Here is a 25,998-nt window from a genome sequence, read left to right as displayed (position 1 = left end):
TGAAAAAACCGCCATACCATCCGGCATGACGGCCAGTCATGGAGCGGACAACGGGACTCGAACCCGCGGTCTCAACCTTGGCAAGGTTGCGCTTTACCAACTAAGCTATGTCCGCAAAGGATTCCCACCGTGAGAAGTGGGAGCCCAGTGGGTGATGTAGGAATCGAACCTACGACCCCTTCCGTGTGAAGGAAGTGCGCTAGCCGCTGCGCCAATCACCCGTAATCTCTTCAGTTATACGGAGTCTCCTCCGTGAGTGGGCGATACAAGATTCGAACTTGTGACCCCTTCCGTGTCAGGGAAGTGCGCTACCACTGCGCCAACCGCCCGGGTCTGCGTCTCGCCGGCGGACTTGCGCCCGCCACCGAGAGGTGGGTACGAGAGTCGAACTCGTCTATACGGCTTTGCAGGCCGCTGCCTAACCGCTTGGCTAACCCACCGTAAAGGTCGTCAACTCTTCGGACCTTAGAGCGGACAACGGGACTCGAACCCGCGGTCTCAACCTTGGCAAGGTTGCGCTTTACCAACTAAGCTATGTCCGCGATGCTCTCCGCAGCGTTCCCGCCGCCTGAGCACGAGTAACTACTATAACGACATTCGTGTGATTTGCAAAACGTGGCGTGTCGCGTTGTCGGATACCATGTGAATTCGTTGCAATTCCAACGGTTTGCGGGCATCCGCTTCACCGACGGCAAATCAGTCGTCGCCAGGGGGTTGGACACGATACATTATGAGGTATGAGTGAAGTGCAGAGAACAACCGTGATGTTGGCGGCGTTCGAGGGATGGAACGACGCCGGCCAGTCGGCCACCGACGTCATCCGCCACCTGGTGGCCACGTATGAATCGACCGAGGTCCGCCACATCCGCTGCGACGGGTTCTACGATTACCAGGTCGCCCGGCCCATCACCTGCAGCATTCAGGGACGCCGGCGCATCCTGTGGCCCCAGACCACGTTCTACGACATCGCGGTCTCCCCCGCCCTGCACATCCTCGCCCAGATCGCCCCGGAACCGAACTACCGGTGGCGAGAGTACTGTCATCAGAGCCTGCACATCGCCGAGGAGTTCGAGGTCGATCGGATCATCACCATGGGCGCCATGTTCGCGGACTGTCCCCACACCCGTCCGTTGCCGGTCGATGTTTCCGATAACGGATGCCAATGCCGGATGGATCGCGAATACAACGGCCCGGTCGGCATCCCCACCATCCTGGACGCCATGGCCTGCGAGGAGGGATACGACACCACGACGATGTGGGTGTCCATCCCGCAGTATCTCGGGTGCGATGAGTGCCCCCAGGCGACGCTGCGTCTGCTGGACCACCTGTCCATGGCGTTGGGGGTTTCGCTGCATACGGGCGATCTGGCACAGAGGGCCGAACAATGGTGTTGCAGGGCCGCGACGCTGATGCAGTGCAACGACGAACTTGCCGGGTACGTGCACAAGCTGGAGAGCGAATACGACGACGAGACGCGTCTGCATGACGCGGAGGCGATGGACGCCCCCCAGGCCGAGCAGCTGGTGCGGGAGGCCGAGGAATTCCTCAAGGACTGCGGGGGCGCCTCCCTGCAATAACCGAGGTTGTCTCGTTTCGATATGACGTGGAAAACGTTGGAGGCCTTCCCGTGTGGGAAGGCCTCCAACGTATCGGATACCCGTGGTTCCCGCGGAACCCGTCAGGCCGCCGCCTCGATCGGCGGCACCGCGCCCGCGATCAGCAGGATGGCGACAATCACGGCCAGGGCGATCCGATAGATCGCGAACGCCTTGTACGAGAATGTCGAGACGAATTTCAGGAACCCGATGATCACGATATAGCCGACGACAAAGCTCACGATGGCCGCCACGATCGTCGGTCCCCAGCCCGGGAACATGCCCGCGTTGCCTTCGTTGATGTCCTTGATGGCGCTGATCGTCTCCAGAATGCCCGCGCCGAACACCGCGGGAATCGCCATCAGGAAGCTCACGCGCACGGCCGCCTCACGGGTGTATCCCATCGCGCGTCCCACGGTGATCGTGCCGCCGGAACGGGAGACGCCCGGAATCAGCGCCATCATCTGGCCCAGTCCGAACAGGAGCGCATCCTTGGCGCTCATCTCGTCCATCGTCTTGATCTGGCGGGACTTGGCGTCGACGATCCACAGCAGAACGCCGAACACCAGCAGCACCGTCACCGTGATCCACAGGTTGCGCAGCGTGGTCTCGATCATGTCCTTGAACAGCAGGCCGCAGACCAGAATCGGCAGGGTGCCCAGGATGATGTACCAGCCCAGTCGCGCGTCCTTGTTCCTGGCGCCCATGCGGGAGCGCCAATCGCCGCCCTCCCGGCCGAAGAGGCAGCCGAACCAGGCCGTCAGGATGTTGATGATGTCCTTGCGGAAATACAGCAGTACGGCCAGTTCGGTGCCCAACTGGATGATGGCGGTGAACGCCGCGCCCGGATCCGACCCCAACATCAGATCGCCGAGGATGCGGATATGCGCGCTGGACGAGACCGGCAGATACTCGGTCAGCGCCTGCACCAGGCCCAGTATGATCGCTTCGAAGAAATTCATCAGTCCCTCATATTCATTGAATGAAACCATCGATACGAACACAACCCTACCGCTAGGGCGCAACAGGGCCGCCGCTTGAGGCTGGCGGAACCGGCGATGTCGGGCTGCATGCCCACAATGGTGGCATCGTTCCGGAATCAAGGGTCGCGGCCGTGGGTCGGCGGCCACTGGCAGGAAAGGCGGCGGACGGCATGGCGACGTACCACAAAAGCAGGATGTTCACTCCTAAGGGGTTCTTCGAATGCGAGGGGCGCGGATTGCAATGGCTGGGCGCGGCCCATGCGCAGGGAGGCCCGCGCGTGGTGGACGTCTACGGTTGGGGCGAGGGATATCTGGACATCGAACGGGTCTCGTCCTGCGCGCCCACCCGTGACGCCGCCCATGCGTTCGGCGCGGCGCTGGCGCGGATGCACGATGCGGGCGCCGAATACTTCGGTTCAGCGCCGGACGGATACGAGGGAACGTGCTATTTCGGGCCGTTGCAGGACCCGGTGCCGATGGATACGGGAACCTGGAACGATGCCGCCACGTATCTGGCCGAGGGACGTCTGCGCCCGATGGTCGAGCTTGGCATCGCCCGCGGCGAACTCGACCATCGGGACCTCGAGCTGACGGAGCGCGTCATCGAAGCGCTGCCGCGGCTGCTGGGACGCGCCGCGGACGACAAGCCGGCCCGGGTCCACGGCGATCTGTGGAGCGGCAACGTGATGTGGACGGATGATTCAGGCACCTGCGAGGCCGTGCTGATCGACCCGGCCGCGCACGGCGGGCATCGCGAGGAGGACCTGGCGATGCTGCACCTGTTCGGCATGACCTACCTGACCGAGATCATGGAAGGTTACCAGTCCGTGCATCCGTTGAAGGCCGGGTACCTGAAGCGGCGCACGTTGTGGCAACTGTATCCGATCGCCGGACACTGCGTGTTCTTCGGCGGCGGGTACGTGAGCGAATACCGCTCCATGTGCCGCTCCCTGCTGGCGCAGCTCTGAGGGCACCTCTGACCGGGGCGGGGCCGGGATACGTCCGGAGTCGGGGTTGGGTACGAGCCTCTCCCCCGGTCGACTGTTCGATCGCGGCTGGCGGCCCCTCGCCGGCCCCTCGCCGGTGGAAACGGAAACCGGCCCTCGGAAGGCATGAATAAAACAGGCCCCTTCGTCGGAGGGGGCGGAAATCGGTCCGCAAGGGTGCGATCGGCGTCAGCTCAGGGCGTCCTTGAGCTTGGAGAAGAAGCCCTTCTTGGTGCCGGCGGTCGGACGCGAGCTTTGCGCCACATGCGTGGCGTCGGCGTCATGGCTCGCCTCGAACCGTTCCATCAGCTCGCGCTCCTCGTCGTTGAGCTTCGTGGGGATGCGCACGGCCACATGGGCGATCAGATCGCCGCGCTCGCCGTTGGAGCGCATCCTGGTCACGCCCAGTCCCTTGAGCGTGACGGTGTCCTCGGGTTGGCATCCGGCGGGAATCGTCACGTTCCGCTTGCCGTCGAACGTGTCGATGGCAAGGTCGTGTCCCAGCACGGCCCAGCTCATCGGCACCTGGATCCAGCAGTGCAGGTCGTCGCCGTTGCGGGTGTACTGCTTGTCGGGCTTGATGCGCACGTCGATATACAGGTCGCCCGCGGCGCCGCCGCCCTCGCCGACCTCCCCCTGGTTGGCCAGGCGCAGACGGGTGTTGTCGCCGATGCCGGCGGGAATCGTGACGCCGACGGTACGGGTGGTGCGCACACGGCCGTGGCCCATGCAGGACGGGCACGGGTTCGTGATGATCGTGCCGTGGCCCTCGCAGCGTTCGCACGGGGCCGAGGTCATCATCTGGCCGAGCATCGTGCGCACGACCTTCTGCATGAATCCCTGGCCGTGGCAGTCGGGGCAGGTGGAGGGCTGTGCGCCGCCGACGGCGCCGGAGCCGCCGCACTCCTGGCACAGGCCGAACGTGTTGATCTTGACATGCGCCGTGCCGCCGAAGACCACGGTGTTGAGGTCCACCGACGCGCTGGCCAGCGAATCGCGGCCCGGCTGGGTGCGCGGGACGGGCCCCTGCCCGCCTCCGCCGAACGCGCCGCCGAAGAACTGGCCGAAGATGTCGCCCATATCCCCCATGCCGAAACCGCCGGTGAAACCGCCGGCGTTCGGGTTGTTCGGGTCCACCCCGGCGTCGTACATGCGGCGTTTCTCGGGATCGGAGAGCACCTCGTAGGCGTTGTTGACCTCTTTATACTGTTCCTCGAACTCAGGGCCGGCGATGTCGGGATGGTATTTGCGGCTCATCCTGCGATAGGCCTTCTTGATCTCGTCGTCGCTGGCCGAGCGGTCTACGCCCAGCACTTCGTAGTAATCTGCCACTGGTTCGTTCCTCCGTTTGGATGTTCGCGTGCCATTGTGCCACAAGGTTGGGTCAGGAATGCGCCCCAGACCCATCGTGGGCCAGGAAGGCGGAAAGATAGCGGGCCACGGCCCGGACCGCCGCCATCGTGGTGGCGTAGTCCATATGCGTCGGGCCGATGGAGCCGACGAATGCCACCGGTTCGGCGTCGTCCGCCGCCTGGTGTCTGCCGCCGTCGCGCGCGGCGGATTCCGGGCCATAGCCGCTGGTCACCACGGAGGCGTGCAGCAGCCCGGGCGTGTGCGTCTCCGAGCCGATGGCCACGCTGACGCCGTTCTCGTGCACCTCCTCGCTGAGCGCCGTCATCAGCTTCATCAGCACGACCTGTTCCTCCAGCGCGTCGAACAGCGGCGCCAGATCGGACAGTGTGCGCTGATGGGCCAGTCGTGAGGTTCCGGCCATATACAGCTCGCTGGTGCGTTCGTCGTCGGCCATCGCCGCGAAGGCCCTGGCCAGGGATTCGGCGAGCATCCGGAGCTCCTGCCATTGCGGTTCCGCCGCCAGGTCCCGTACGGTCGCGGCCGAGCGGGACAGGGATTGCCCCGCGCAGCCGGCGTTCACCCGATCGCAGAAACGGGAGAGCCGTTCGGCGTCTGGGATGTGCCGGGTCTGCAGCAGATGCTGGGCCACGCGGCCGGTGTCGGTGATCACCACCGCCAGCAGCGTGGTCATGGATACCGGGATGATTTCGACGTGGCGCAGCGTGGACTTGGACAGCGACGGCGAGGCCACGACGGCGACCTGCCCGGTGATCTGCGCGAGCAGACGCGCCGCACGCTGCAGGGTGTCCTCCAGATTGGCCGATCCGGACAGGAAGCTGTTGATGCCGCGACGCTGGGCTTCGGACAACGGCGCCACGGTGGCCAGCCGGTCGACGAAATACCGGTATCCCTTCTCCGTGGGGATGCGCCCGGCGGACGTATGGGGCTGGGTCAGGTATCCCTCGTCCTCCAGGGCGGCCATGTCGTTGCGGATTGTGGCCGAGCTGACGCCGAGGTCGTGGTCGCGGGCCAGCGCCGAGGATCCGACCGGTTCCTGGGAGCGGATGTAGTCCTCGACGACGGCGCGCAGCACCAGCATGCGTCGGTTCTGTGTCATGCCCTCCTCCTTCCGTTCGGCGTGTCTCAGCGTGTTGGTCTACGCGCTGCGGAACATACCCATTGTATTAGCAGTCTACGTATTTGAGTGCTAATCCGTTCGTCGGAAGTGAACGCCCGCTGAATTGTGAACGCTAACACTGCAAAATGGCCGAAAACACGCGAACAATGCTTTGCCACGTCGGTCTTGAAAGTTAGGATGTAAGAGCAATGTGAGGACGTTCATGGCCCGGCACAAGCCGAAGGCGTGGCGTTCGACGTATTGGAAGGAAAGTAGAATCTATGACCGATAACACGTGGTCTGAATTGGACGAGCGCGCCATCAAGATGGCGAAGGTGCTCTCTGCGGACGCCGTTCAGAAGGCCGGTCACGGCCATCCCGGCTCCCCGGTGTCGCTGGCTCCGATCGCCTACACCCTTTATCAGCGCTTCATCAAGCACGATCCGAACGACCCGAAGTGGGCCGGCCGTGATCGCTTCATCCTCTCCGGCGGCCATGCCTCGCTGACCCAGTACGTGCAGCTGTACTTCTCCGGCTACGGCGTGACCCTGGACGACATCAAGAACTTCCGCGGCGGCAAGGACACCCGTACCCCGGGCCATCCCGAGGTCGGCCTGACCCCGGGCATCGAGATGACCACCGGCCCGCTGGGCCAGGGTCTGGCCTCCGCCGTCGGCTTCGCCTACGGCCAGCGCTATGAGCGCGGCCTGCTCGATCCGGACGCCCCCGAGGGCACCTCGCCGTTCGACCACAAGGTGTGGGTCATCTGCGGTGAGGGCGACGTCGAGGAAGGCGTCTCCTCCGAGGCCTGCTCGCTCGCCGGCAACCAGAAGCTCGGCAACCTGACCGTGATCTTCGACGCCAACCACATCCAGATCGAGGGTGAGACCAAGATCGCCTTCGCCGAGGACATCCTCAAGCGTTACGAGGCCTACGGCTGGTACACCGACGAGATCAGCTTCATCCAGCCCGACGGCTCCTACAAGGAGGACATCGAGGGCCTGGCCGCCGTGCTCGAGAAGGCCGAGCAGGTCACCGACCGTCCGAAGTTCATCAAGGTCGACACCCTGATTGCGTGGCCGACCCCGGGCAAGACCAACGATCCGTCCTCGCACGGCTCCGCCCTCGGCGTTGACGCCGTCCGCGGCCTGAAGGAGACCCTCGGCTTCGACCCGGATGTCGACTTCCCGGTTGATGAGGAAGCCCTGGCCAACGCCCGCAAGGTCGCCGAGCGTGGCCTGAAGGCCCATGCCGAGTGGGACGAGGCCTTCGCCAAGTGGGCCGCCGCCAACCCGGACAAGGCCGCCCTGTACGAGCGCATCCACGCCGGCAAGCTGCCCGAGGACTTCGACAAGGCCATCGACGATCTGGAGGCCGGCTATGAGGTCGGCGCCAAGGTCGCCACCCGCAAGGCCTCCGGCGCCGTGCTCAACGCCCTGGCCGCCGTCATGCCCGAGCTGTGGGGCGGTTCCGCCGATCTGGGCGGCTCGAACAACACCGACATCAAGGGCGCCGCGTCCTTCGTGCCGGAGGAGTTCGCCACCACCCAGCATCCGAACTGCTCGATCTACGGCCGTCAGCTGCACTTCGGCGTGCGCGAGTTCGCCATGGGCGCCATCACCAACGGCATCCTGCTCGGTTCGGACACCCGTCCGTTCAACGGCACCTTCTTCCAGTTCGCCGACTACGAGCGTGCCGCCTGCCGTCTGGCCGCGCTGATGGAGGTCCCGAACCTCTACGTGTGGACCCATGACTCCGTGGCCCTGGGCGAGGACGGCCCGACCCACCAGCCGATCGAGCACCTGGCCTCCTTCCGCGCCATCCCGCAGTTCGAGGTCGTCCGCCCGGCCGACCAGTGGGAGACCGCCGAGGCCTACCGCGCGTTCTTCGAGAAGGAGAACACCTTCCCGACCGCGATGATCCTGACCCGCCAGGGCGTGCCGACCCTCGCCGAGACCGCCGAGAAGGCCAAGGACGGTGTGAAGAAGGGCGCCTACGTGCTCGTCGACACCGAGGGCACCCCGGACGTGATCATCATGGCTTCCGGCTCCGAGGTCCAGTGGGCCGTGGCCGCCGCCAAGACCCTGGCCGATGAGGGCATCAAGGCCCGCGTCGTGTCCATGGTCTCGATGGAGTGGTTCGAGGAGCAGGATGCCGAGTACAAGGAGTCCGTGCTTCCGGCCTGTGTCAAGGCCCGCGTCTCCGTCGAGGCCGGTCTGGCCATGCCGTGGTACAAGTACCTCGGCGCCTACGGCAAGCCGGTTTCGATCGAGCAGTTCGGCCTGCAGGGCGATGGCGCGCAGAACATGATCGACCTCGGCATCACCGCCGAGCACGTGGTCGAAGCCGCCAAGGCCTCCATCGACGAAGCCAAGTGAGTCCCGGACCGGTCCGCGACCGGTCTGAGCCATCGAATAACTGAATAGCCAGGCCGCCGGAGACGGCGTCAACGAACGACAACCGTTCCGGCGGCCTGACAGCATGGATTTGTTCCATATCGGAATCAAAAGGAGAACAACAAATGACTGAAGCAACGCAGCGTACGTCCGACTCCGGCGTCTCGATCTGGCTGGACGACCTGTCCCGCACCCGCATCGAGTCCGGCAGCCTGCAGGAGCTCATCGCCGAGAAGAACGTGGTCGGTGTCACCACCAACCCGTCCATCTTCCAGAAGGCCCTGAGCCAGGTCGGCCCGTACGACGCCCAGCTCAAGGAGCTCGGCAAGGTCGACGTGGAGACCGCCATCCGCGAGCTGACCACCACCGACGTGCGCAATGCGACCGACATCTTCCGTGAGATCGCCGAGAAGACCGACTTCGTCGACGGCCGTGTCTCCATCGAGGTCGACCCGCGTCTGGCCCACGAGACCGAAGCCACCGAGCAGCAGGCCGTGGAGCTGTGGGAGAAGGTCAACCGTCCGAACGCGATGATCAAGATCCCGGCCACCCTCGAGGGTCTGCCGGCCATCACCGCCACCCTGGCCAAGGGCATCTCCGTGAACGTCACCCTGATCTTCTCGCTCGAGCGCTACGAGCAGGTCATCGACGCCTTCATCGAGGGCATCGCCCAGGCCGACGCCAACGGCCATGACCTCAAGCACATCGGCTCCGTCGCCTCCTTCTTCGTCTCCCGCGTGGACACCGCGGTCGACAAGCTGCTCGAGGAGATCGGCACCGATGAGGCCAAGGCCCTCGAGGGCAAGGCCGCCGTGGCCAACGCCCGCCTGGCCTACGAGCTGTTCGAGAAGAAGTTCGCCGAGGATCCGCGCTGGGCCGAGCTCGAGGCCAAGGGCGCCAAGAAGCAGCGTCCGCTGTGGGCTTCCACCGGCACCAAGAACGCCGCCTACTCCGACTGCAAGTACGTCGACGAGCTGGTCGCCCCGTTCGTTGTCAACACCATGCCGGAGAAGACCCTGAACGCGCTGGCCGACCACGGCAACGGCGCCCCGAGCATCGAGGGCACCTACGAGGAGAGCCACGCCGTGATGGACAAGCTCGCCGAGCTGGGCATCAACATCAAGGATGTCACCGACAAGCTCGAGGCTGACGGTGTCGCCTCCTTCATCAAGTCCTGGGATACGGTCATCGCCGACGTGCAGTCCGGCATCGACCGCGTCAACGGCTGATTGAACTGATATCCGACGCACAGAGGGGCGGTCCTTCGGGGCCGCCCCTCTCGCTATGCAGGAGGCCGGTTCGCCGTCCCGTCCTTCGTGAGATGGTGAACCGGCCTCCGTGTCCGTTTCATGAGGACATTGCCGTCATTTCGGCACATCAGGTGTGCGGTATCGTATGGTCGTGCACAGACTGCACATGCACAACCCGGCTGAGCCGGGAATGTGAATCGGGCTTCACTGCCGGTAGTGGTCGAAGAAGTCGGTCATACGGTCCACGGCATCCTTGAGCACCTCGGTCCGGGGCAGGAAGACCACGCGGAAATGGTCCGGCTCATGCCAGTTGAACCCGCCGCCATGCACCACCAGCAGCTTCTTCTCGCGCAGCAGGTCCAAGGCGAACTGCTCATCATTGGTGATGTTGAACCGTTTGGTGTCGATCTTCGGGAAGATGTAGAACGCGGCCTTCGGCTTGACGGCGGTGATACCCGGAATCGAGTTCAACGCCTCATAGATGTACTCGCGCTGCTCGTAGATGCGGCCGCCGGGCACGATGTAGTCGTTGACGCTCTGATGTCCGCCCAGCGCGGTCTGCACGATCGACTGCGCCGGCACGTTGGAACACAGACGCATGTTGGACAGCATGTTCAGCCCCTCGATGTAGTCCTCGGCGATGCGCTTGTTGCCGCTGAGGATCATCCAGCCGATGCGGTATCCGGCGATCATATGCGACTTCGACAGGCCTGAGAACGTCACGCAGAACAGGTCGGGCGCCATCGAGGCGATCGAGATGTGCTCGAGGCCGTCCATGACCAGGCGGTCGTAGATCTCGTCCGAGAAGATGATGAGCTGGTTCTCGCGCGCGATGTCGACGATCTGCTGCAGGACCTCGCGCGGATACAGGGCGCCGGTGGGGTTGTTCGGGTTGATGATCACGATGGCCTTGGTCCGGTCGGTGATCTTGGCGCGGATGTCGTCCATGTCCGGATACCATTCGGACTGTTCGTCGCACACGTAGTGCACGGCGGTGCCGCCCGCCAGGTTCACGCAGGCCGTCCACAACGGATAGTCCGGTGACGGCACAAGCACCTCGTCCCCGGAATCCAACAGCGCCGACATCGACAGGTTGATCAGCTCGGAGACGCCGTTGCCGGTGTAGATGTCCTCGATCGTGACATTCGGCAGACCCTTGAGCTGGGCGTACTGCATGATTGCCTTGCGCGCCGAGAACAGGCCCTTCGCCGGGGAATACCCCTCGCAGTCGGTCAGCTGCTGGCGCATGTCGTAGACCACCTCGTCCGGGGTGCGGAATCCGAACGGTGCGGGATTGCCGATGTTGAGCTTGAGCACGCTGGTGCCGTCGGCCTCCATGCGGGCGGCCTCGTCCACCACGGGGCCGCGGACGTCGTAGAGCACATTGTCGAGCTTGGAGGATTTGGGGAACCTGCGCATGGGCTTTCCTTTCGATTGGCCTTCGATGGATGCGGCGGCGGTGCCGGATGACGGCTGTTGCGGTACCGTGGTGTCCTCACCGCGCAGCCAGCGTTCATCGACTTGCAGCGTGGCCGCAAGGAATCGTACGATATCGGGGCGCGGCATGGTCTTTCCGCTGACATACTGGCTGATGTGGCTTTTCCCGAGCTTGACGCCGTTCTCCTCGGCGCGGCGGACGATGTCGATCTGCTTGAATCCGTGCGTCTGCATCGCCGAGTTCAATCGTGCCGCGAATACCGACGTACGATCCATGTCCACGCCCCACTTCCGGTTCAATTGCCGTCATTGCCAGTTCAACACTGTACCGTGAGCGGCGGACGAAAGTTCAATTCGGTGAGCGTCGAGTTCAATATGCGGGCGGTGGCGACGCCCTCACTCCCCCAGCAGTCGCTCCAGCCATTGCGCCACGCCGTCCTCGTTGTTCGAGGGACAGACCTCGTCGGCCGCGGCCAGCACCTTGGGATTGGCGTTGGCCACCGCCACGCCGGTACCGGATTCGCGCAGCATCGCGATGTCGATGAGATCGTCGCCGAACGAGACGGTATCCGACAACGGCACCTCCATGCGGGCGCAGAGCGTGTGCAACGCCTGCTCCTTGTTCGCCAGGGGATTCATGAGCATGGCCAGCGTGTTCTCGCTGACGCTGAGTTCAAAATCCGGGGGCACAAGCCTGCGCAGCGTATCCCACTGGTCCGGCCTGGGCACGGCGATGATCTTGTCGGCGATGCCGGGCGGCACGTCGGAGAAATCGGTGATGACGTACTCCTGCGACTTCCACATCTCGCTGATATCCCAGTTCACATACCGGATGTCGTCCATCACGATGCCCACCTTGAGCCCGGGCATCGCCTCGAGCAGATACCGGCAGACCTGCACGGCGCGTTCGGCGGGGAACCCGATCTTCAGCAGGTGGCCGTCCTGCGGCAGCACGCCGCTGGTCAGCATGTCGTAGTCCGAACGTTCGGGAGACAGGTCGATCAGCGCGCCGTTGAGATAGATGCAGGCGTCCACCGGCAGCTTCTCGACGAATTGGTATCCCGTGCTCACCGGACGCGCGGTCGCGATGGCGAACGCGAACCCTCGCTCGTGCAGGAGATGGATCGCGTCGACGGAACGCTGGCTGATGAACCTACCTTCGAAGGTGTCGGCGTCGTGCAGCAGCGTGCCGTCGAGGTCGGCGACGATCAGCCGGGGCAACGTGGCGTCGGTCATGGGAGATCTCCTTGTGGGGTCCTGCGGAGGTGGACGGACTGTGGGACGGCGGGAACGCGGGCGTCAGAGCAGCCCGGTGCAGTACGAGCGCACGATCTCGGCCGAGCGGTGCAGCTTCTCCTGCTCGTACGGCGTCAGCTCGAGCTCCACGATCTCGTTGGCGCCGTTGGCACGCAGCTCGGTCGGCACGCCGAGGAACACGTCATGCTCGCCGTATTCGCCGTCCAGCAGGGTCGAAACCGGCACGATGCGGCGCTCATCCCACAGGATCGTCTGCACGATGCCGGCGACCGTGGAGGCGATGCCGTAGTTCGTGCCGCCCTTGGCATCCTTGATCTCATTGCCGCGGTCGCGGGTCTTGCGCTCGAGCTCGTCGGTCGACACCGACGAGAACCGGTCGCGGTTGTCCGAGAGGAACCGTGCGAACGGCTTGCCGCCGAGCGAGACCGTGGACCAGGGGACGAACTGGGAATCGCCGTGCTCGCCCATCACGAATCCGCCGACGTTGCGCGGATCCAATCCGGTCTCCTCGCCGATGATCGTCTTGAGGCGCGAGGTGTCCAGGGCCGTGCCGGTGCCGAGCACCTGCGAACGGGGCAGCCCGCTGCGCTTCCACGCGTACCAGGCCATGACATCCACGGGGTTGGAGACCATGATGAGCACGCCGTCGAACCCGGAGGCCATGATGTCGTCGACGATCTGACCGACGATGCCGACGGTGAACCCGAGCTCCTGCAGCCGGTTCGACCCCTGCGGCGGACGCCGTCCGGCCGTGACCACCACGATGTCGGCATTGGCGCAGTCGGCGTAGTCCCCGACATGCACGTTGACGTGACGCTCGAAGAACTCGCTGCCGTCGTCGAGGTCATGGCTCTCCCCCAACGCCCGTTCCGCCATCGGATCGATCAGCGCCACCTCGTTGCATAGACCGTGGCTGACCAGGCCGAATGCGACCGTGGATCCCACGGTGCCGGCGCCTACGACCACCACCTTGTTCCGATTCATCGTGGCCATGCGATTCCTTTCACCATCAAGTCAGGGAAACATGAAAAGACCCACGGTGCCGGGGCATCATGGGTCTTCAACGGTTGACATTCGATCAGATCACGCCGAACTTGGTCATCAGACCGAGGGCGATGATGATGGCCACCCACAGCAGCGCGATGATGACGGTCCAACGGTTCAGGTTCTTCTCCGCCACACCGGAGGTACCGGCGTTCTGGGTCAGGCCGCCGCCGAACATATCGGACAGGCCGCCGCCCTTACCACGGTGCATCAGGATGAGCAGCGTGAGCAGCACGCTGAGCAGGACCAGCACGATCTGCATAACCAGCTTGACAACTTCCCAAGCGTTCACAGGTGAACCTCCAGTTCATAAGACACTGCCAACTACAATACCCCAACCCGGTGAAAAAGTGGCGTATTGACGATGCGGCGCGGGTCAGCGGCGAGAGGAGTCGGTCTTGAGCGTCAGGCGGGCGATCAGCGCCAGCTCCTCCGGGTCCAGTGAGGCCCCGCCGATCAGGAAGCCGTCCACGTCCGGTTGGGTGATGAGCTGGACGGCGTTGTTCGAGGTGACCGAGCCGCCGTACAGGATGCGTACGGCCTCGGCGGTCCGGGTGCCGAACATCGTGGCCATGTGGTCGCGGATGGCCGCTGCCGCGTCCTGCGCGGACTGCGGGGTGGCCACCATGCCGGTGCCGATGGCCCAGACCGGCTCGTAGGCCACGATCAGCTTGGCCGCCTCCTCGTCGGAGAGGTCGCGGGTCACGTCGTTGACCTGGCCGACGGCGAAATCGAGCTCGATGCCCTGCCGTCGCTCCTCGAAGCTCTCCCCCACGCACAGGATCGGCTGCATGCCGGCGGCGAGCACGGCACGGACCTGATCGACGATGTTCGCGTCGTCTTCGGGATGGTATTTGCGGCGTTCTGAATGGCCGACGATGACATAGGAGCAGCCCAGATGGGCCAGCATGTCCGCCGAGACGTCGCCGGTGAAGGCACCCTGCGAGGTGACGGATACGGATTGGGCGCCGTACCGGATGCGCAGGTGATCGGCCTCGACCAGCACCTGCACGCTGCGGATCGAGGTGAACGAGGGGAACAGGGCGACCTCGCACCGCTTATGGTCGAATTTCGCGTCGCGCAGCAGCCAGGCCAGCTTCTGCACGAAATACGTCGCCTCGCGGTGGTCGAAGTTCATCTTCCAATTGCCGGCCACCAGCGGAATACGTTTCGAACCCATGTATCCTCCTTCAAGGCAAAAGGCTCCCGCCTGCGCGGGAACCGTGTGCCGTGTGGCACGATGGTTCCCGCCGGCGGGAGTCCTGTGAATGCAATCAGGCGAGCACGGTCAGGCCGGGCAGCTGCTTGCCCTCGAGGAACTCGAGGGAGGCGCCGCCACCGGTGGAGATGTGCGAGAAGCCGTCCTCCGGGAAGCCGAGGTTGCGCACCGCGGAGGCGGAGTCGCCGCCACCGACGATGGTGAACGCGCCGGCCGCGGTGGCATCGACGAGGCCCTGGGCCACGGCACGGGTGCCGTCGGCGAACTCGGCGATCTCGAACACGCCCATCGGGCCGTTCCACACCACGGTCTTCGAATCCACGATCTTGTCGTGGAAGAGCTTGGCGGACTCCGGGCCGATGTCCAGACCCATCTTGTCGGCCGGGATCGCGTCGGCGGCCACAACCTCCGGGGCGATCGGGGTGTCGCCGGCCGGGAAGCCGGGGTTCACCACGATGTCGGTCGGCAGCACGAGCTCGACGCCGTTCTTCTCGGCGGTCTCGATGTAGCCCTTGACCTTGTCGAGCTGGTCCTCCTCGAGCAGCGAGGTGCCGACCTCATATCCCTTGGCCTTGAGGAAGGTGAACACCATGCCGCCGCCGATGACCAGACGGTCGGCCTTGCCCAGCAGGTTCTCGATCACGCCGAGCTTGTCGGAGACCTTGGAACCGCCGAGCACCACGGTCAGCGGGCGCTCCGGGTTCTCGGTGGCCTTGGACAGCGCGGTCACTTCCTTCTCGACCAGCAGGCCCGCGGCGGCCGGCAGATCGGCGGCAACGTCGTAGTTCGAGCCCTGGGCGCGGTGCACCACGCCGAAGCCGTCGGAGACGAAGACGTCGCCCAGAGCGGCGATCTTCTTGGCATAGGCGGCACGCTCCTCGGCGTCCTTGCTGGTCTCCTCCGGGTTGAAGCGCACGTTCTGCAGCAGCACCACATCGCCGTCGTTCATCGCGGCGACCTTGGCCTGGGCGTCCTCGCCGTAGGTGTCCTCGGCCAGCGGCACATCGATGCCGAGCAGTTCACCGAGACGGGCGGCGACCGGGGCCAGGCTCAGCTCCGGGACGACCTTGCCCTTCGGGCGGCCGAGATGGGCCATCAGGATGACCTTGGCACCCTGCTCGCGCAGAGCCTTGATCGTCGGCAGGGCGGCCTTGATACGACCATCATCGGTGATCGTGGTGCCGTCCAGCGGAACGTTGAAATCGGCGCGCACCAGAACGCGCTTGCCCTTGAGATCTCCAAGATCCTTGAGTGTCTTCATGTATATCCTTTCCTAGCCGCAGAATGCGTGGAATGGCATGGTCTGCCACTTACGAATCCTACACCACTATGTGAGCAATGTGTGCAAGGACAACGAAAAAGGAGCCTGCCTCGACGGCAGGCTCCTTTCCATGCACATGTCCTATTCCTGCTGGGCGCGGGCCTTCGCGGTCTTGTCGGCCAGCTGCAGCAGACGGCGGATACGGCCGGCGATCGCATCCTTGGTGATCGGCGGGTTCGCCAGACGGCCAAGCTCCTCCAGGCTGGCGTCGCCATGGTCCAGACGCAGCTGGCCGGCGGCACGCAGATTCTCGGGGATGTCATCACCCAGAATCTCGAAGGCCTTGCGCACCTTGTCGCTGGCTTCGGCCGCGGCCTTCGCGCTGCGGCGCATATTGGCGTCATCGAAATTGGCCAGACGGTTGGCCTTGCCACGTGCCTCGCCATCGGAGCGCTTGCCGGTCCACTCGCGGGCGGAAAGCGGGGCCCCCATGAGCATCAGCATGCGTTCGATGGCGTCGGGGTCCTTCAGCGTCACGCGTTCGGAGCTGCGCAGCTGGCGCGGCTTGGCGGTCACCCCCAGGCGGCGGGCGGCGCCGACGAGCGCCAACGCGGCCTCATTGGTGGGGCAGACGATTTCGAGATAGCTGGCCTTGCCCGGGTCGGACAGGCCTCCATGGGCAAGGAAGGCACCTCGCCATGCCGCCTTGACCTGCGCGATGTTGCCGCTGATGATGTCGGCCGGCAATCCCAGCACCAGATGCTTGCGCCTGTCGAGCAGGCCGGTCTGCAGCGCCAATGCCGCACCGCCGCGTTCGACCTGCACCAGATACCGCTGGACCATGCCGTTGGGGGTCTGCCGGGCCACCTGGGTCAGCGTGGCTTCATGGCCATACAGATTCTTGATGGTGGACTGCAGCCACTTGGCGGCATCCAACGAATCGAACTGCGCCTGCACGATGATCTGGCGCTGGACGAGGCGCAAGCCTCCTCCGAAGCGGATCATCGCCGTGGCCTGTGCCTTCTTGGCGGCGGGCAGCTCGTTGTCGATTGCAGCCAGTTCGCTTTTGACGTCATCCAGAAGAGCCAAGAGCCAACCTCCTACTATCCCATACTTCTCTGTGTACTCCATCGGTTACGGTGCCCGTTTCCGCGAACGTACCGGGAATCTGTGATACCCAACGACTTGGACAAGGCCGGTCGTCCTTCTCACAGTTCGGTCCCGTTGCGTCCGCCATACGGCTACCGTACCAGATTCACCCGTGCCGTTTGGATAGCTCCCGTGCGGAAACGGTGACTTGCAGTCCCCGTGCGCGCAGTCGCGCGGCCAAGGCCTCGCTCATGGCGACCGAACGATGCTGTCCTCCGGTGCAGCCCACGGCGATGGTGACGAAGTGCTTGTCCTCTTTCGCGTACCCCTCGATCGCCACGGCGAGCGCCTGCTCGTAGGCGTCGAGGAAGGCCGTGGCCCCCGGACTGGCGAGCACGTAGTCGCTCACGGGCTTGTCCAATCCGGTCAGTTCGCGCAGGTCGGGCACCCAGAACGGATTCGGCAGGAATCGCACGTCGGCCACGAAGTCGGCGTCGATCGGCACGCCGTGCTTGAATCCGAAGCTGAAGATGTGCACGGCCACGGTTGAGGGGCCCTCCCCCAGCAGGCCTTCGTACAGTTTGGTGCTCAGCTGGTGGATGCTCAGATTCGAGGTGTCGATGACGATGTCGGCCCGCTCCCGCAGGTTCGCCAGCAGGGCGCGCTCCTCGTTGATGCCGTCGATCAGGCGCGCGCCGTGCTGCAGCGGATGCGGACGACGCACCGACTCGTAGCGTTTGATGAGCACCTCGTCGTTGGCGTCCAGGAACAGGATGCGCGTCTTGACCCCCAGATCGTCCAGATGGCCGAGCACCTGCGCCAGATCATCGAAGTAGCTGCGCGACCGGACGTCGATCACGCAGGCCAGCTTGTGGATCTTGGACACGGAATTGGTCATCATGTCGACCAGGGGCACCAGCAGTTTGGGCGGCATGTTGTCGACCACGTACCAGCCCATGTCCTCGATGCTGTTGGCCGCCTGCGATCGGCCCGCGCCGGACATGCCGGTGATGAGCAGGACCTCGAAGCCGTCGGCCGGCTCCGGCACGGACGACAGCGCGTCCCTGCTCGCCGGTTCGCGTGACGTTGCGGATGTCATAGCGCCTCCTCCAATGCTTGCCTCATCGGCTGTTCGATCGTGTCCAGAACCTCCAGGTCCGCAATCGACCCCGATCCGGTCATGCGCGCCACTTGCAGGATGGCCTGGTACAGGAGCATCTCCTGCCCGCCGACGGCCAGCGCGCCCCGGTCCGACCATACCCGCATGAGATCCGTCGGACGCGGATCATAGACCACGTCGAGCAGGATGCCGCGCGGGGCCGGGCCCGACATGTCGGCCACGGCATGTGCGAAGGGGTCCGCGGCGTGCGCGGGCAGCGTGCTGATGACCAGATCGGCCTCGCAGGCCGTGGCGGCCGCTTCCGCCAGGGGCATGGCGTCAACGGTGACGCCGCCCAATCGTGCGCCGAGGTCGGCCGCCGGGCCGAGATTGCGATCCGGGTGCCGCGCGGCGATGGTGATATGGCCGATGCGGGAATCCAACGCCATCGTGCAGGCCGCCACCGCGGACATGGCGGTGTTGCCGTTGCCGAGGATGACGGCCCGTGCCGGCCTGTCGTCCCCGGCCCGCCGGGAAGCCGGCCCGGAGGAATCCGCATCCAGCAACGCATCGATGTCGGTTGAGGACGGCCGATCCAGCGCATGGTCGATGGCCAGCACGATGCCCATGACATCCGTGTTGTACAGGCGGATCGCCGGCAGGCCGTCGCGCCCGTGTTCCATATCGGACCAATCGAACATCGCCGTGTTGGCCACACCCAGTTGCATGGCCCAGAAGCTCGTGGGGACGCCGTACGGCTGGATGGTCTTCTTCAACGGCATGGTCAGGCTCAGACCCACCCAACTCGGGTCGAGCCCGTGCAGGAAACCATCGAGATCGTCCTGTCCCACCTCGTGCCGGTCATAGGTCCAATCGTCCAGCCCCAACGCGCGGTATGCCGCATTGTGCAGCACCGGCGACAGCGAATGCGCGATCGGTTTGCCCAGCACCGCGCACCGATGATTCACTACCGACATAGCCCTCCTTCCATCGGTATCCATGCTAGCCGAAAACCATGTCGCCTGTGATTCGGGGAGGTAAATGTGGACAGGCGCGGCCGCCCGCAGCGGCTCAGTCCGATGCCTCACCGCCGGCTTCGGACGTTGCCGCCGCTCCCCCGTCGCCGGGGTGCAGGGCGGTGAAGATGGCCTCGGCCTTGGCGTGGCCGATGCCCTTGACCTGTTCCAGCTGTTCGACGGTGGCCTCGCGCATGGCGCGCACCGAACCGAAATGGTTGAGCAGTCGTTTCTGGTACGTCGCGCCGATGCCCGGGATATCGTCGAGCGCCGATCGCAGCGCCCCCTTACGCCGGGTCTGGCGGTGGTAGGTGATGGCGAAGCGGTGCGATTCGTCACGGACGCGCTGCAGCAGGTACATGCCTTCCGACTGGCGCCTGAGGATGATCGGATAGTCGTCGTCCGGCACCCAGACCTCCTCCAGCCGTTTGGCCAGGCCGCAGACCGCCACGTCGTCCACGCCGCAGTCCTCAAGCGCCTTGGCGGCGGCCATGACCTGCGGTTTGCCGCCGTCGACGACCACCAGGTTCGGACGGTAGGCGAAATGACGGCGATTGGTGTTCTGCTGGATGATCGCTGTGTCCGGCTGTGCGGTCCGGTCGGTGTCGGCATCCGCGGATGCGTCATCCGTGCCGGTGTCGCGCGGCTGCCGCATCGCCTTGGCCGCCCGCTGCTCGGCATCCATGCTTTCGCCGGAGTCGCCGGCGATGTTGCCGTGCCGGAACCGCCGAGTCAACGTCTCATACAGCGCGCTCAGATCGTCGAGCGCGCCGTTGCCGTCCGCACCGCGGATGGCGAACCGCCGGTATTCGGACTTCTTGGCGATGCCGTCCTCGAACACCACCATCGAGGCGACCTGGAAGGCGCCGCCCACCGTGTTCGAGATGTCATAGCATTCGATGCGCAGCGGCGCCTCGTCCAGACCCAGCGCATCCGCCACGTCGTTCATGGCGCGGCTGCGTGTGGCCATGTCGCTGATGCGGCTCATCTTGCTGCGTTGGAGCGCCTGTGCGGCGTTCTCGTTGGCGCGGTCCATCAGGGCCTTCTTCTCGCCGCGCGCCGCCACGCGAATCGTCACCGCGCCGCCGCGGCGGTCGCTCAGCCACCGTTCGAGCTCCTCGTGGCGGGTGGGTTCGATCGGCACGATCACCTCCCGCGGCACCGGGGCGATCGGCGCGAGGAAATCGTCGCGGCCGGTCTGGTCCTGCCGCTGGTTGCGCCGGCGCGTGGCCTGCGCCCGCGACTGCGCGTCGACGGCGGTGACGGACTGCGTGACGCCGATCGCGTCGCGCATGGTGGACAGCACGATCGGCGCATCGGACGTCGCGCGGTGCACGGCATCATCCGCGGCGCTGTCGAGGGCGTCGTCGTCGCCATCCGATGAGGGGGCCCCGGATGCGGGCCGTGACATCTCCGCGTCGGTTTCGTTGAGGATGTCGGCATACACCTGGGTGATCATCTCCGCTATCAGATCCTCGTCGCCGATGTCCTCGACCCGCTCCACGCTCCAGTTGCGTTCGCCGCGGATCGCGCCGGCGCGCACGAAGAACGCATGGACGGAGGCCTCCAGCTCGTCGGAGGCGAAACCGAACACGTCCGCGTCCACATCCTGATCGAATGCGACGGCGTTCTGCTCCACCACGCTGCCGAGCATCTGGATCTCGTCGCGCAGCCGCGCCGCCTTCTCGAATTCCAGCTCGGCACTGGCCTGTTTCATCTCCCGGGTGAGCTGGGCGATGTACGACCTGCCGAGACGCCCGGTCATCACGCCGACCAGCCGCTCGCACATGCGTCGATGCTCCTTCGGGCTGATACGGCCGACGCAGGGGGCGGAGCATTTGCCGATCGACGCCAGCAGGCAGGGACGGTTCGTCAGCTGCGCCTTGTGGAACACGTTCGGCGAACAGGTGCGCACCGGGAACGCCTTGAGCAGCCGGTCCAGGCTTTTGCGCATATCCCACACCTTGGCGTAGGGGCCGAAGTACCTGGTGTCATGGCGCTTGCGGCTGCGCGTGACCCATACGCGCGGCACCTGCTCGCCGATCGAGACCGCCAGATACGGGTAGGTCTTGTCGTCGCGCAGCTTGATGTTGAAGCGCGGCTCGAACTCCTTGATCCACGTGTACTCCAGCGTGAGCGACTCCAGTTCGGTGCCGACCACGGTCCATTCCAGACTGCGGGCGGTGAGCACCATGGTCTGCGTGCGCGGGTGCAGCAGGTACAGGGGCTGGAAGTAGTTGCTCAGGCGGTTGCGCAGGTTCTTGGCCTTGCCCACGTAGATGACGCGGCCCTCGCCGTCGCGCCATTTGTAGACGCCGGGTTTGGCGGGGATGTCGCTGGTTTTCGGACGGAACAGGTCGCGGGTGTCGCCGAGCAGCGGCGCGCCGTTGACGTTCACCTCCGCGGCGGCGTCCGGCGCCGCCGTATCCGGACCGTCGGCGCCGGACGCGCCGGCGTACGACGACTGCAGGGACACGGCGGTTTTCCGCCATACCTCGGGACTGTGCCGTTCGACCAAACCCGACGTCATGCCGTTCACCTCCCGCCGAGCATCGGCTTGAGGAACCGGCCGGTCCACGAGTCGGGGTTCCCGGCCACCTGCTCGGGCGTGCCCTCGGCCACGATCGTGCCGCCGCCGTCGCCGCCCTCCGGCCCCAGATCGATGATCCAGTCGGCCGACTTGACCACATCCAGGTTGTGTTCGATCACGATGACCGTGTTGCCCTTGTCCACCAGCCCCTGCAGTACGAGCAGCAGCTTGCGCACATCCTCGAAGTGCAGGCCGGTGGTCGGCTCGTCCAGGATGTACACGGTTTTGCCGGTGGAACGGCGCTGCAGCTCGGTGGCCAGCTTGACGCGCTGGGACTCGCCGCCCGAGAGGGTGGGCGCCGGCTGGCCGAGGCGGATATAGCCCAGTCCCACCTGCACCAGGGTGTCCAGGTACCGTGAGATCGAGGGGTATGCCTTGAAGAAGCGGGCCGCCTCCTCGATCGGCATGTCCAGCACGTCGGCCACGGACTTGCCGTTGTACTTGACCTCGAGCGTCTCACGGTTGTAGCGCTTGCCATGGCATTCCTCGCACTCCACGTAGACGTCGGGCAGGAAGTTCATCTCGATCTTCAGCGTGCCATCGCCATGGCAGGCCTCGCATCGGCCGCCCTTGACGTTGAACGAGAATCGTCCGGGGCCGTAGCCGCGTACCTGCGCCTCGGTGGTTTTGGCGAACAGCGTGCGGATCTTGTCCCACACGCCCGTATAGGTGGCGGGATTGGACCGCGGCGTGCGGCCGATTGGATTCTGATCCACATGGATCACCTTGTCGCACTGGTCGAGCCCCTCCACGCGCGTATGCTTGCCTGGCACGATGCGCGCGCCGTTGAGCTTGTCGGCCAGCACCGGGTACAGGATCGTGTTCACCAGCGTGGACTTGCCGGAGCCGGAGACGCCGGTCACGCAGGTGAACACGCCCAACGGGAACGACACGGTGAGGTTCTTCAGATTGTTCTCGCGCGCGCCCACCACCTTGAGCTGCTTGGTACGATGCACCTTGCGTCGGGACTCCGGCACCGCGATGCGGCGACGGCCCGCGATGTAGTCGCCGGTCATCGACCGCGGCGCCTCGACCAGCTTGGTGGCCGGGCCGGAATACACGACCTCGCCGCCATGCTCGCCGGCACCCGGGCCGATGTCGACCAGCCAGTCGGCCTTCTCGATGGTCTCCTGATCGTGCTCCACCACGATCAGCGTGTTGCCGAGGTCGCGCAGATGGTGCAGCGTCTCGATCAGGCGTTCGTTGTCGCGCTGGTGCAGGCCGATCGACGGTTCGTCAAGCACATACATGACGCCGACCAATCCCGAGCCGATCTGCGTGGCCAGACGGATGCGCTGCGCCTCGCCACCGGAGAGCGTCTTGGCGGCGCGGGACAACGTCAGATAGTTCAGGCCCACGTCGTTGAGGAATCCCAGACGGGCACGGATCTCCTTGAGCACCTCCCCCGCGATCTGCGCGGCCGATCCCTCCAATTCAAGCGAGTTGACCCATGCGAGGCTCTTCTCGGCGGCCATGTCGCACACGTCCGCAATCGACTTGCCTCCCACGGTGACGGCCAACACCTCGGGGCGCAGGCGCCTGCCTTGGCAGGCCTGGCACGGCACCTCGCGCATGTACGACTCGTAGTACTGCTTCATCTGGTCGGAGTCGGTCTCCTCGTGGCGGCGCATCAGCGTGCGCACCACGCCTTCGAATCCGGTCGAATATTCACGCAGACGACCCCACCGGTTACGGTACGAGACCTTGACCTTGAAGTTGCGGCCGTACATGATGGCCTGCCGCACATCCTCAGGCAGCTCGCGCCACGGGGTGTCCAGGTCGAAGCCCATCTCGTCGCCGAGCCCTTCGAGCACATGCCGGTAATAGTCGCCGGTGCCCTTGGTCAGCCCCCACGGCTCGATGGCGCCCTCGTTGATCGTCTTGTCCGGATCGGGAATCACCAGCTCCGGGTCGATCTCCAGACTGTAGCCGATGCCGGTGCACTCCGGGCAGGCACCGTACGGGGCGTTGAACGAGAACGTGCGCGGCTCGATCTCGTCGAGTTCCAACTGGTGGCCGTTCGGACACGCGCGTTTCTCCGAGAACGGCTTGCGGCGGTCCGGGTCCTTCTCGTCCAGATCCACGAAATCGGCCACGACGACGCCCTTGGCCAGGCGCAGCGCGGTTTCGATCGAATCCGTTAGACGCTGGCGGATGCCGTCACGGATCACCAGACGGTCGACGACCACCTCGATCGTATGCTTCTTCTGCTTGGTCAGCTTGATCTCGTCGGACAGCTGATGCATCTGCCCGTCGATCAACGCGCGCGCGTAGCCGTCGCCTCGCAGCATCTCCAGCAGGTCCTCGAACTCGCCCTTGCGGCCACGGACCACCGGCGCCAGGATCTGGAATCGGGTACGCTCCGGGTACGCCAACAGCGTATCGACCATCTGCTGCGGGGTCTGGGCGCTGACCAAGGCGCCGCATTCCGGACAATGCGGGATGCCGGTGCGGGCGAACAGCAGGCGCAGGTAATCGTAGATTTCGGTGATGGTACCGACCGTCGAACGCGGGTTGCGGTTCGTGGTCTTCTGATCGATCGACACGGCGGGGCTCAGACCCTCGATGAAGTCGACATCGGGCTTGTCCATCTGCCCTAGGAACTGGCGGGCGTAGGCGGACAGCGACTCCACATAGCGCCGCTGGCCTTCCGCGAACAGGGTGTCGAACGCCAGGGAGGATTTGCCTGATCCGGACAGGCCGGTGAACACCACCATGCGGTTGCGCGGCACTTCCAGGTCGACGTTCTTCAGATTGTGCTCGCGGGCGCCCTGGATCACGATCTTCAGGTCATTGGGCAGTTGCCCCAGGTCGGCGATCAGCGAGGTGCCGTTCTGCCTCATCGGGGCCTTGGCCAGCTCGCGCGCGAGGAACGAGTCGCTGGTCAGCACCCGTTCCACCGTTACCGTGCCGTTCTTCGACGCCGTACGTTTCGCAGCCACCGCAGCCTCCTTATGCCGATATGGATTGGTCGCCCGTTATATCATGCCAAGGATACCGCATTCGGCGCGATGATTCGAACAGTTGTTCGACGGCGTGTTCCGCGTCATCCGTGGCGGGCGACGAAGCGCGCGGTGGACAGGTGGATGATCCAAGCCAGTGGCATCGTAATCATGAACAGCGGATAGAACCACGCGATCGGCAGTCCGCCGTAGATCAGGCCTCCCAGCAGCGGCCCCAGCGACATGCCCAGGTCGATGCCGATGTAGTACGTGCTGTTGGCGATGCCGCTGCGCTCCTTGCCCGCGATGACGACGGCCTCGGCCTGCGTGACCGAACTCATCATGCCGTAGCTGAACGCGGTCAGGACCGCGCCGAGCAGCAGCACCCAGTCGTTGCGCATCAGCGCCAGGCACAGCAGCATGCCCACCATCGCCACCGTGCCCACGATGAAGAACAGACGGAACGGCTTGGTGTCGAACAGGTTCCTGAACGCCAGCCGCAGCACGAGCAGCGCCGCCGCGTACAGCGGGAAGAACAGGCTGACGTCCACATCCAGGCCGCGTGCGTCGGCGACTTCGACCAGGAACGACTGGTTCGCGAAGTACGGGATCGAAAAACACATGAATACCAGCGACAACGGCACCACGCGCGGTTCGACGATGGCACGCAGCGTGAACCGGCGTGCGGCGGGCCTTGCGTCGGTCCCGGCGGCATCCGCGCCGCCTTGCCGTATGGGATGCCCTCCGTTGCGTACGAACACCACCGACACCACCATGAGCACGGCCAATGCCGCGGAAATCAGAAACGTCGGACGGTATCCGATGACCTGCTGCGCGCGGATGCCGACGGCCGGACCGATCGCCATCGCCAGCGCGTTCATCGTGCCGTACAGGCCCATGCCGGCACCCATGTGGCGGATCGGCAGCAGCATGGCCATCCAGGCGGCCAGACAGACCGAGCAACACGCGAAGCCCACACCGTTGAGCATGCGCGCCGCGATCAGCGATGCCGGGTCGGAGGCCAGCGCATACCAGACGCTCGATGCGAGATACAGTGCGGAACCGAACGACACAATCGTCCGCTTGCTGATGCGGTCGGACAGGTTGCCGGCGATCGGACGGCAGAACAGCGAGACGAAGTTCATCGCAGCCGTGACCAATCCCATCAGCGCGCCGCCCGCGCCCAGGCTTTCGGAGAATCCCGCCATCAGCGGCGACACCAGCATATTGCTGGCCATGAAGCAGAACGTCGCCGCCATCACCAGCACCACATCGCGGTTCAACAGCCGCTCCTCGCTCCGTTCGCCCATCGTGCGTCTCCTTCCCGCCTCTCCCGTTCCGGCACGGTCGTCGTCCGACGACCA

The 25,998-nt window shown here is 65.0% G+C and carries 19 protein-coding genes and 5 tRNA genes; 4 read left to right on the top strand and 20 right to left on the bottom strand.

The window, feature by feature from the left end:
• Positions 1 to 39 precede the first annotated feature (39 nt).
• From OU11_RS04225 to OU11_RS04205, 5 genes are all read right to left on the bottom strand, one after another.
• Positions 40 to 115, bottom strand: a tRNA-Gly gene (locus tag OU11_RS04225).
• Between the two features lie 33 nt (positions 116 to 148).
• A tRNA-Val gene (locus OU11_RS04220) sits at positions 149 to 221 on the bottom strand.
• A 36-nt stretch (positions 222 to 257) separates the two neighbouring features.
• Positions 258 to 329 (bottom strand) — tRNA-Val (locus OU11_RS04215).
• A gap of 40 nt (positions 330 to 369) precedes the next feature.
• Positions 370 to 440: transfer RNA gene (locus OU11_RS04210), tRNA-Cys, on the bottom strand.
• Positions 441 to 469: 29 nt separating this feature from the next.
• Positions 470 to 542: transfer RNA gene (locus OU11_RS04205), tRNA-Gly, on the bottom strand.
• A 195-nt stretch (positions 543 to 737) separates the two neighbouring features.
• Here OU11_RS04205 and OU11_RS04200 point away from each other — a divergent pair.
• Complete coding sequence (locus OU11_RS04200; protein WP_033514649.1) at positions 738 to 1,577, top strand: PAC2 family protein; 840 nt, start codon at positions 738 to 740, stop codon at positions 1,575 to 1,577.
• A 101-nt stretch (positions 1,578 to 1,678) separates the two neighbouring features.
• Here OU11_RS04200 and OU11_RS04195 read toward each other — a convergent pair whose 3' ends face one another.
• Positions 1,679 to 2,557 carry an undecaprenyl-diphosphate phosphatase gene (locus OU11_RS04195; protein ID WP_033514648.1) on the bottom strand — a complete coding sequence of 293 codons (879 nt, stop codon included), beginning with the start codon at positions 2,555 to 2,557 and terminating at the stop codon, positions 1,679 to 1,681.
• Positions 2,558 to 2,748: 191 nt separating this feature from the next.
• On the opposite strand from OU11_RS04195, the gene OU11_RS04190 reads away from it, so the two are divergent.
• Complete coding sequence (locus OU11_RS04190) at positions 2,749 to 3,546, top strand: fructosamine kinase family protein (RefSeq protein WP_033514647.1); 798 nt, start codon at positions 2,749 to 2,751, stop codon at positions 3,544 to 3,546.
• Positions 3,547 to 3,753: 207 nt separating this feature from the next.
• Here the strand turns inward: OU11_RS04190 and dnaJ are convergent, their stop codons facing one another.
• Positions 3,754 to 4,896 carry a molecular chaperone DnaJ gene (gene dnaJ, locus OU11_RS04185; RefSeq protein ID WP_033514646.1) on the bottom strand — a complete coding sequence of 381 codons (1,143 nt, stop codon included), beginning with the start codon at positions 4,894 to 4,896 and terminating at the stop codon, positions 3,754 to 3,756.
• A 52-nt stretch (positions 4,897 to 4,948) separates the two neighbouring features.
• A complete protein-coding gene (hrcA, locus tag OU11_RS04180; RefSeq protein ID WP_033514645.1) occupies positions 4,949 to 6,034 on the bottom strand; it encodes a heat-inducible transcriptional repressor HrcA in 1,086 nt (361 codons plus the stop codon).
• Between the two features lie 281 nt (positions 6,035 to 6,315).
• Here hrcA and tkt point away from each other — a divergent pair, with 281 nt between their 5' ends.
• Complete coding sequence (gene tkt / locus OU11_RS04175; protein WP_033514644.1) at positions 6,316 to 8,412, top strand: transketolase; 2,097 nt, start codon at positions 6,316 to 6,318, stop codon at positions 8,410 to 8,412.
• Between the two features lie 143 nt (positions 8,413 to 8,555).
• Complete coding sequence (gene tal / locus OU11_RS04170; RefSeq protein WP_033514643.1) at positions 8,556 to 9,659, top strand: transaldolase; 1,104 nt, start codon at positions 8,556 to 8,558, stop codon at positions 9,657 to 9,659.
• Positions 9,660 to 9,884: 225 nt separating this feature from the next.
• Here the strand turns inward: tal and OU11_RS04165 are convergent, their stop codons facing one another.
• The 12 genes from OU11_RS04165 to OU11_RS04110 all read right to left on the bottom strand — a co-directional run bounded on the left by OU11_RS04165 (position 9,885) and on the right by OU11_RS04110 (position 25,944).
• Positions 9,885 to 11,393, bottom strand: coding sequence for an aminotransferase class I/II-fold pyridoxal phosphate-dependent enzyme (locus OU11_RS04165; RefSeq protein WP_152597061.1), 1,509 nt, complete (start codon positions 11,391 to 11,393; stop codon positions 9,885 to 9,887).
• Positions 11,394 to 11,513: 120 nt separating this feature from the next.
• On the bottom strand, positions 11,514 to 12,353 hold the full coding sequence (locus OU11_RS04160) for an HAD family hydrolase (protein WP_033514642.1): 840 nt from the start codon (positions 12,351 to 12,353) through the stop codon (positions 11,514 to 11,516).
• A 63-nt stretch (positions 12,354 to 12,416) separates the two neighbouring features.
• On the bottom strand, positions 12,417 to 13,367 hold the full coding sequence (locus tag OU11_RS04155) for an L-lactate dehydrogenase (RefSeq protein WP_033514641.1): 951 nt from the start codon (positions 13,365 to 13,367) through the stop codon (positions 12,417 to 12,419).
• Between the two features lie 85 nt (positions 13,368 to 13,452).
• On the bottom strand, positions 13,453 to 13,680 hold the full coding sequence (gene secG, locus OU11_RS04150; protein ID WP_033514718.1) for a preprotein translocase subunit SecG: 228 nt from the start codon (positions 13,678 to 13,680) through the stop codon (positions 13,453 to 13,455).
• Between the two features lie 114 nt (positions 13,681 to 13,794).
• Positions 13,795 to 14,598 carry a triose-phosphate isomerase gene (gene tpiA / locus OU11_RS04145; protein WP_033514640.1) on the bottom strand — a complete coding sequence of 268 codons (804 nt, stop codon included), beginning with the start codon at positions 14,596 to 14,598 and terminating at the stop codon, positions 13,795 to 13,797.
• Positions 14,599 to 14,692: 94 nt separating this feature from the next.
• Positions 14,693 to 15,898, bottom strand: a complete 1,206-nt coding sequence (locus OU11_RS04140; RefSeq protein ID WP_033514639.1) for a phosphoglycerate kinase — start codon at positions 15,896 to 15,898, stop codon at positions 14,693 to 14,695.
• A 141-nt stretch (positions 15,899 to 16,039) separates the two neighbouring features.
• Entirely contained in the window at positions 16,040 to 16,987 is a 948-nt protein-coding gene (whiA, locus tag OU11_RS04135) for a DNA-binding protein WhiA (RefSeq protein ID WP_033514638.1), read from the bottom strand.
• A 166-nt stretch (positions 16,988 to 17,153) separates the two neighbouring features.
• Positions 17,154 to 18,086 carry an RNase adapter RapZ gene (gene rapZ / locus OU11_RS04130; RefSeq protein ID WP_033514637.1) on the bottom strand — a complete coding sequence of 311 codons (933 nt, stop codon included), beginning with the start codon at positions 18,084 to 18,086 and terminating at the stop codon, positions 17,154 to 17,156.
• Positions 18,083 to 19,063 carry a shikimate dehydrogenase family protein gene (locus OU11_RS04125; RefSeq protein ID WP_033514636.1) on the bottom strand — a complete coding sequence of 327 codons (981 nt, stop codon included), beginning with the start codon at positions 19,061 to 19,063 and terminating at the stop codon, positions 18,083 to 18,085. The genes rapZ and OU11_RS04125 overlap by 4 nt, the downstream gene beginning before the upstream one ends.
• 94 nt (positions 19,064 to 19,157) lie before the next feature.
• Positions 19,158 to 21,500: an excinuclease ABC subunit UvrC gene (gene uvrC / locus OU11_RS04120; protein WP_420885322.1), complete on the bottom strand. Its 2,343-nt coding sequence runs from the start codon at positions 21,498 to 21,500 to the stop codon at positions 19,158 to 19,160.
• 137 nt (positions 21,501 to 21,637) lie between these two features.
• A complete protein-coding gene (gene uvrA, locus OU11_RS04115) occupies positions 21,638 to 24,634 on the bottom strand; it encodes an excinuclease ABC subunit UvrA (RefSeq protein WP_033514635.1) in 2,997 nt (998 codons plus the stop codon).
• 104 nt (positions 24,635 to 24,738) lie between these two features.
• Positions 24,739 to 25,944, bottom strand: a complete 1,206-nt coding sequence (locus OU11_RS04110) for an MFS transporter (protein ID WP_223224095.1) — start codon at positions 25,942 to 25,944, stop codon at positions 24,739 to 24,741.
• Between the last annotated feature and the right edge of the window lie 54 nt (positions 25,945 to 25,998).

Origin of the sequence: Bifidobacterium pullorum DSM 20433, from assembly GCF_000771405.1 — a bacterium.
GTDB classification, from domain to species: domain Bacteria; phylum Actinomycetota; class Actinomycetes; order Actinomycetales; family Bifidobacteriaceae; genus Bifidobacterium; species Bifidobacterium pullorum.
Note: the sequence above shows the minus strand (reverse complement) of the source record. Positions and strands in the feature narration are given on the sequence as shown.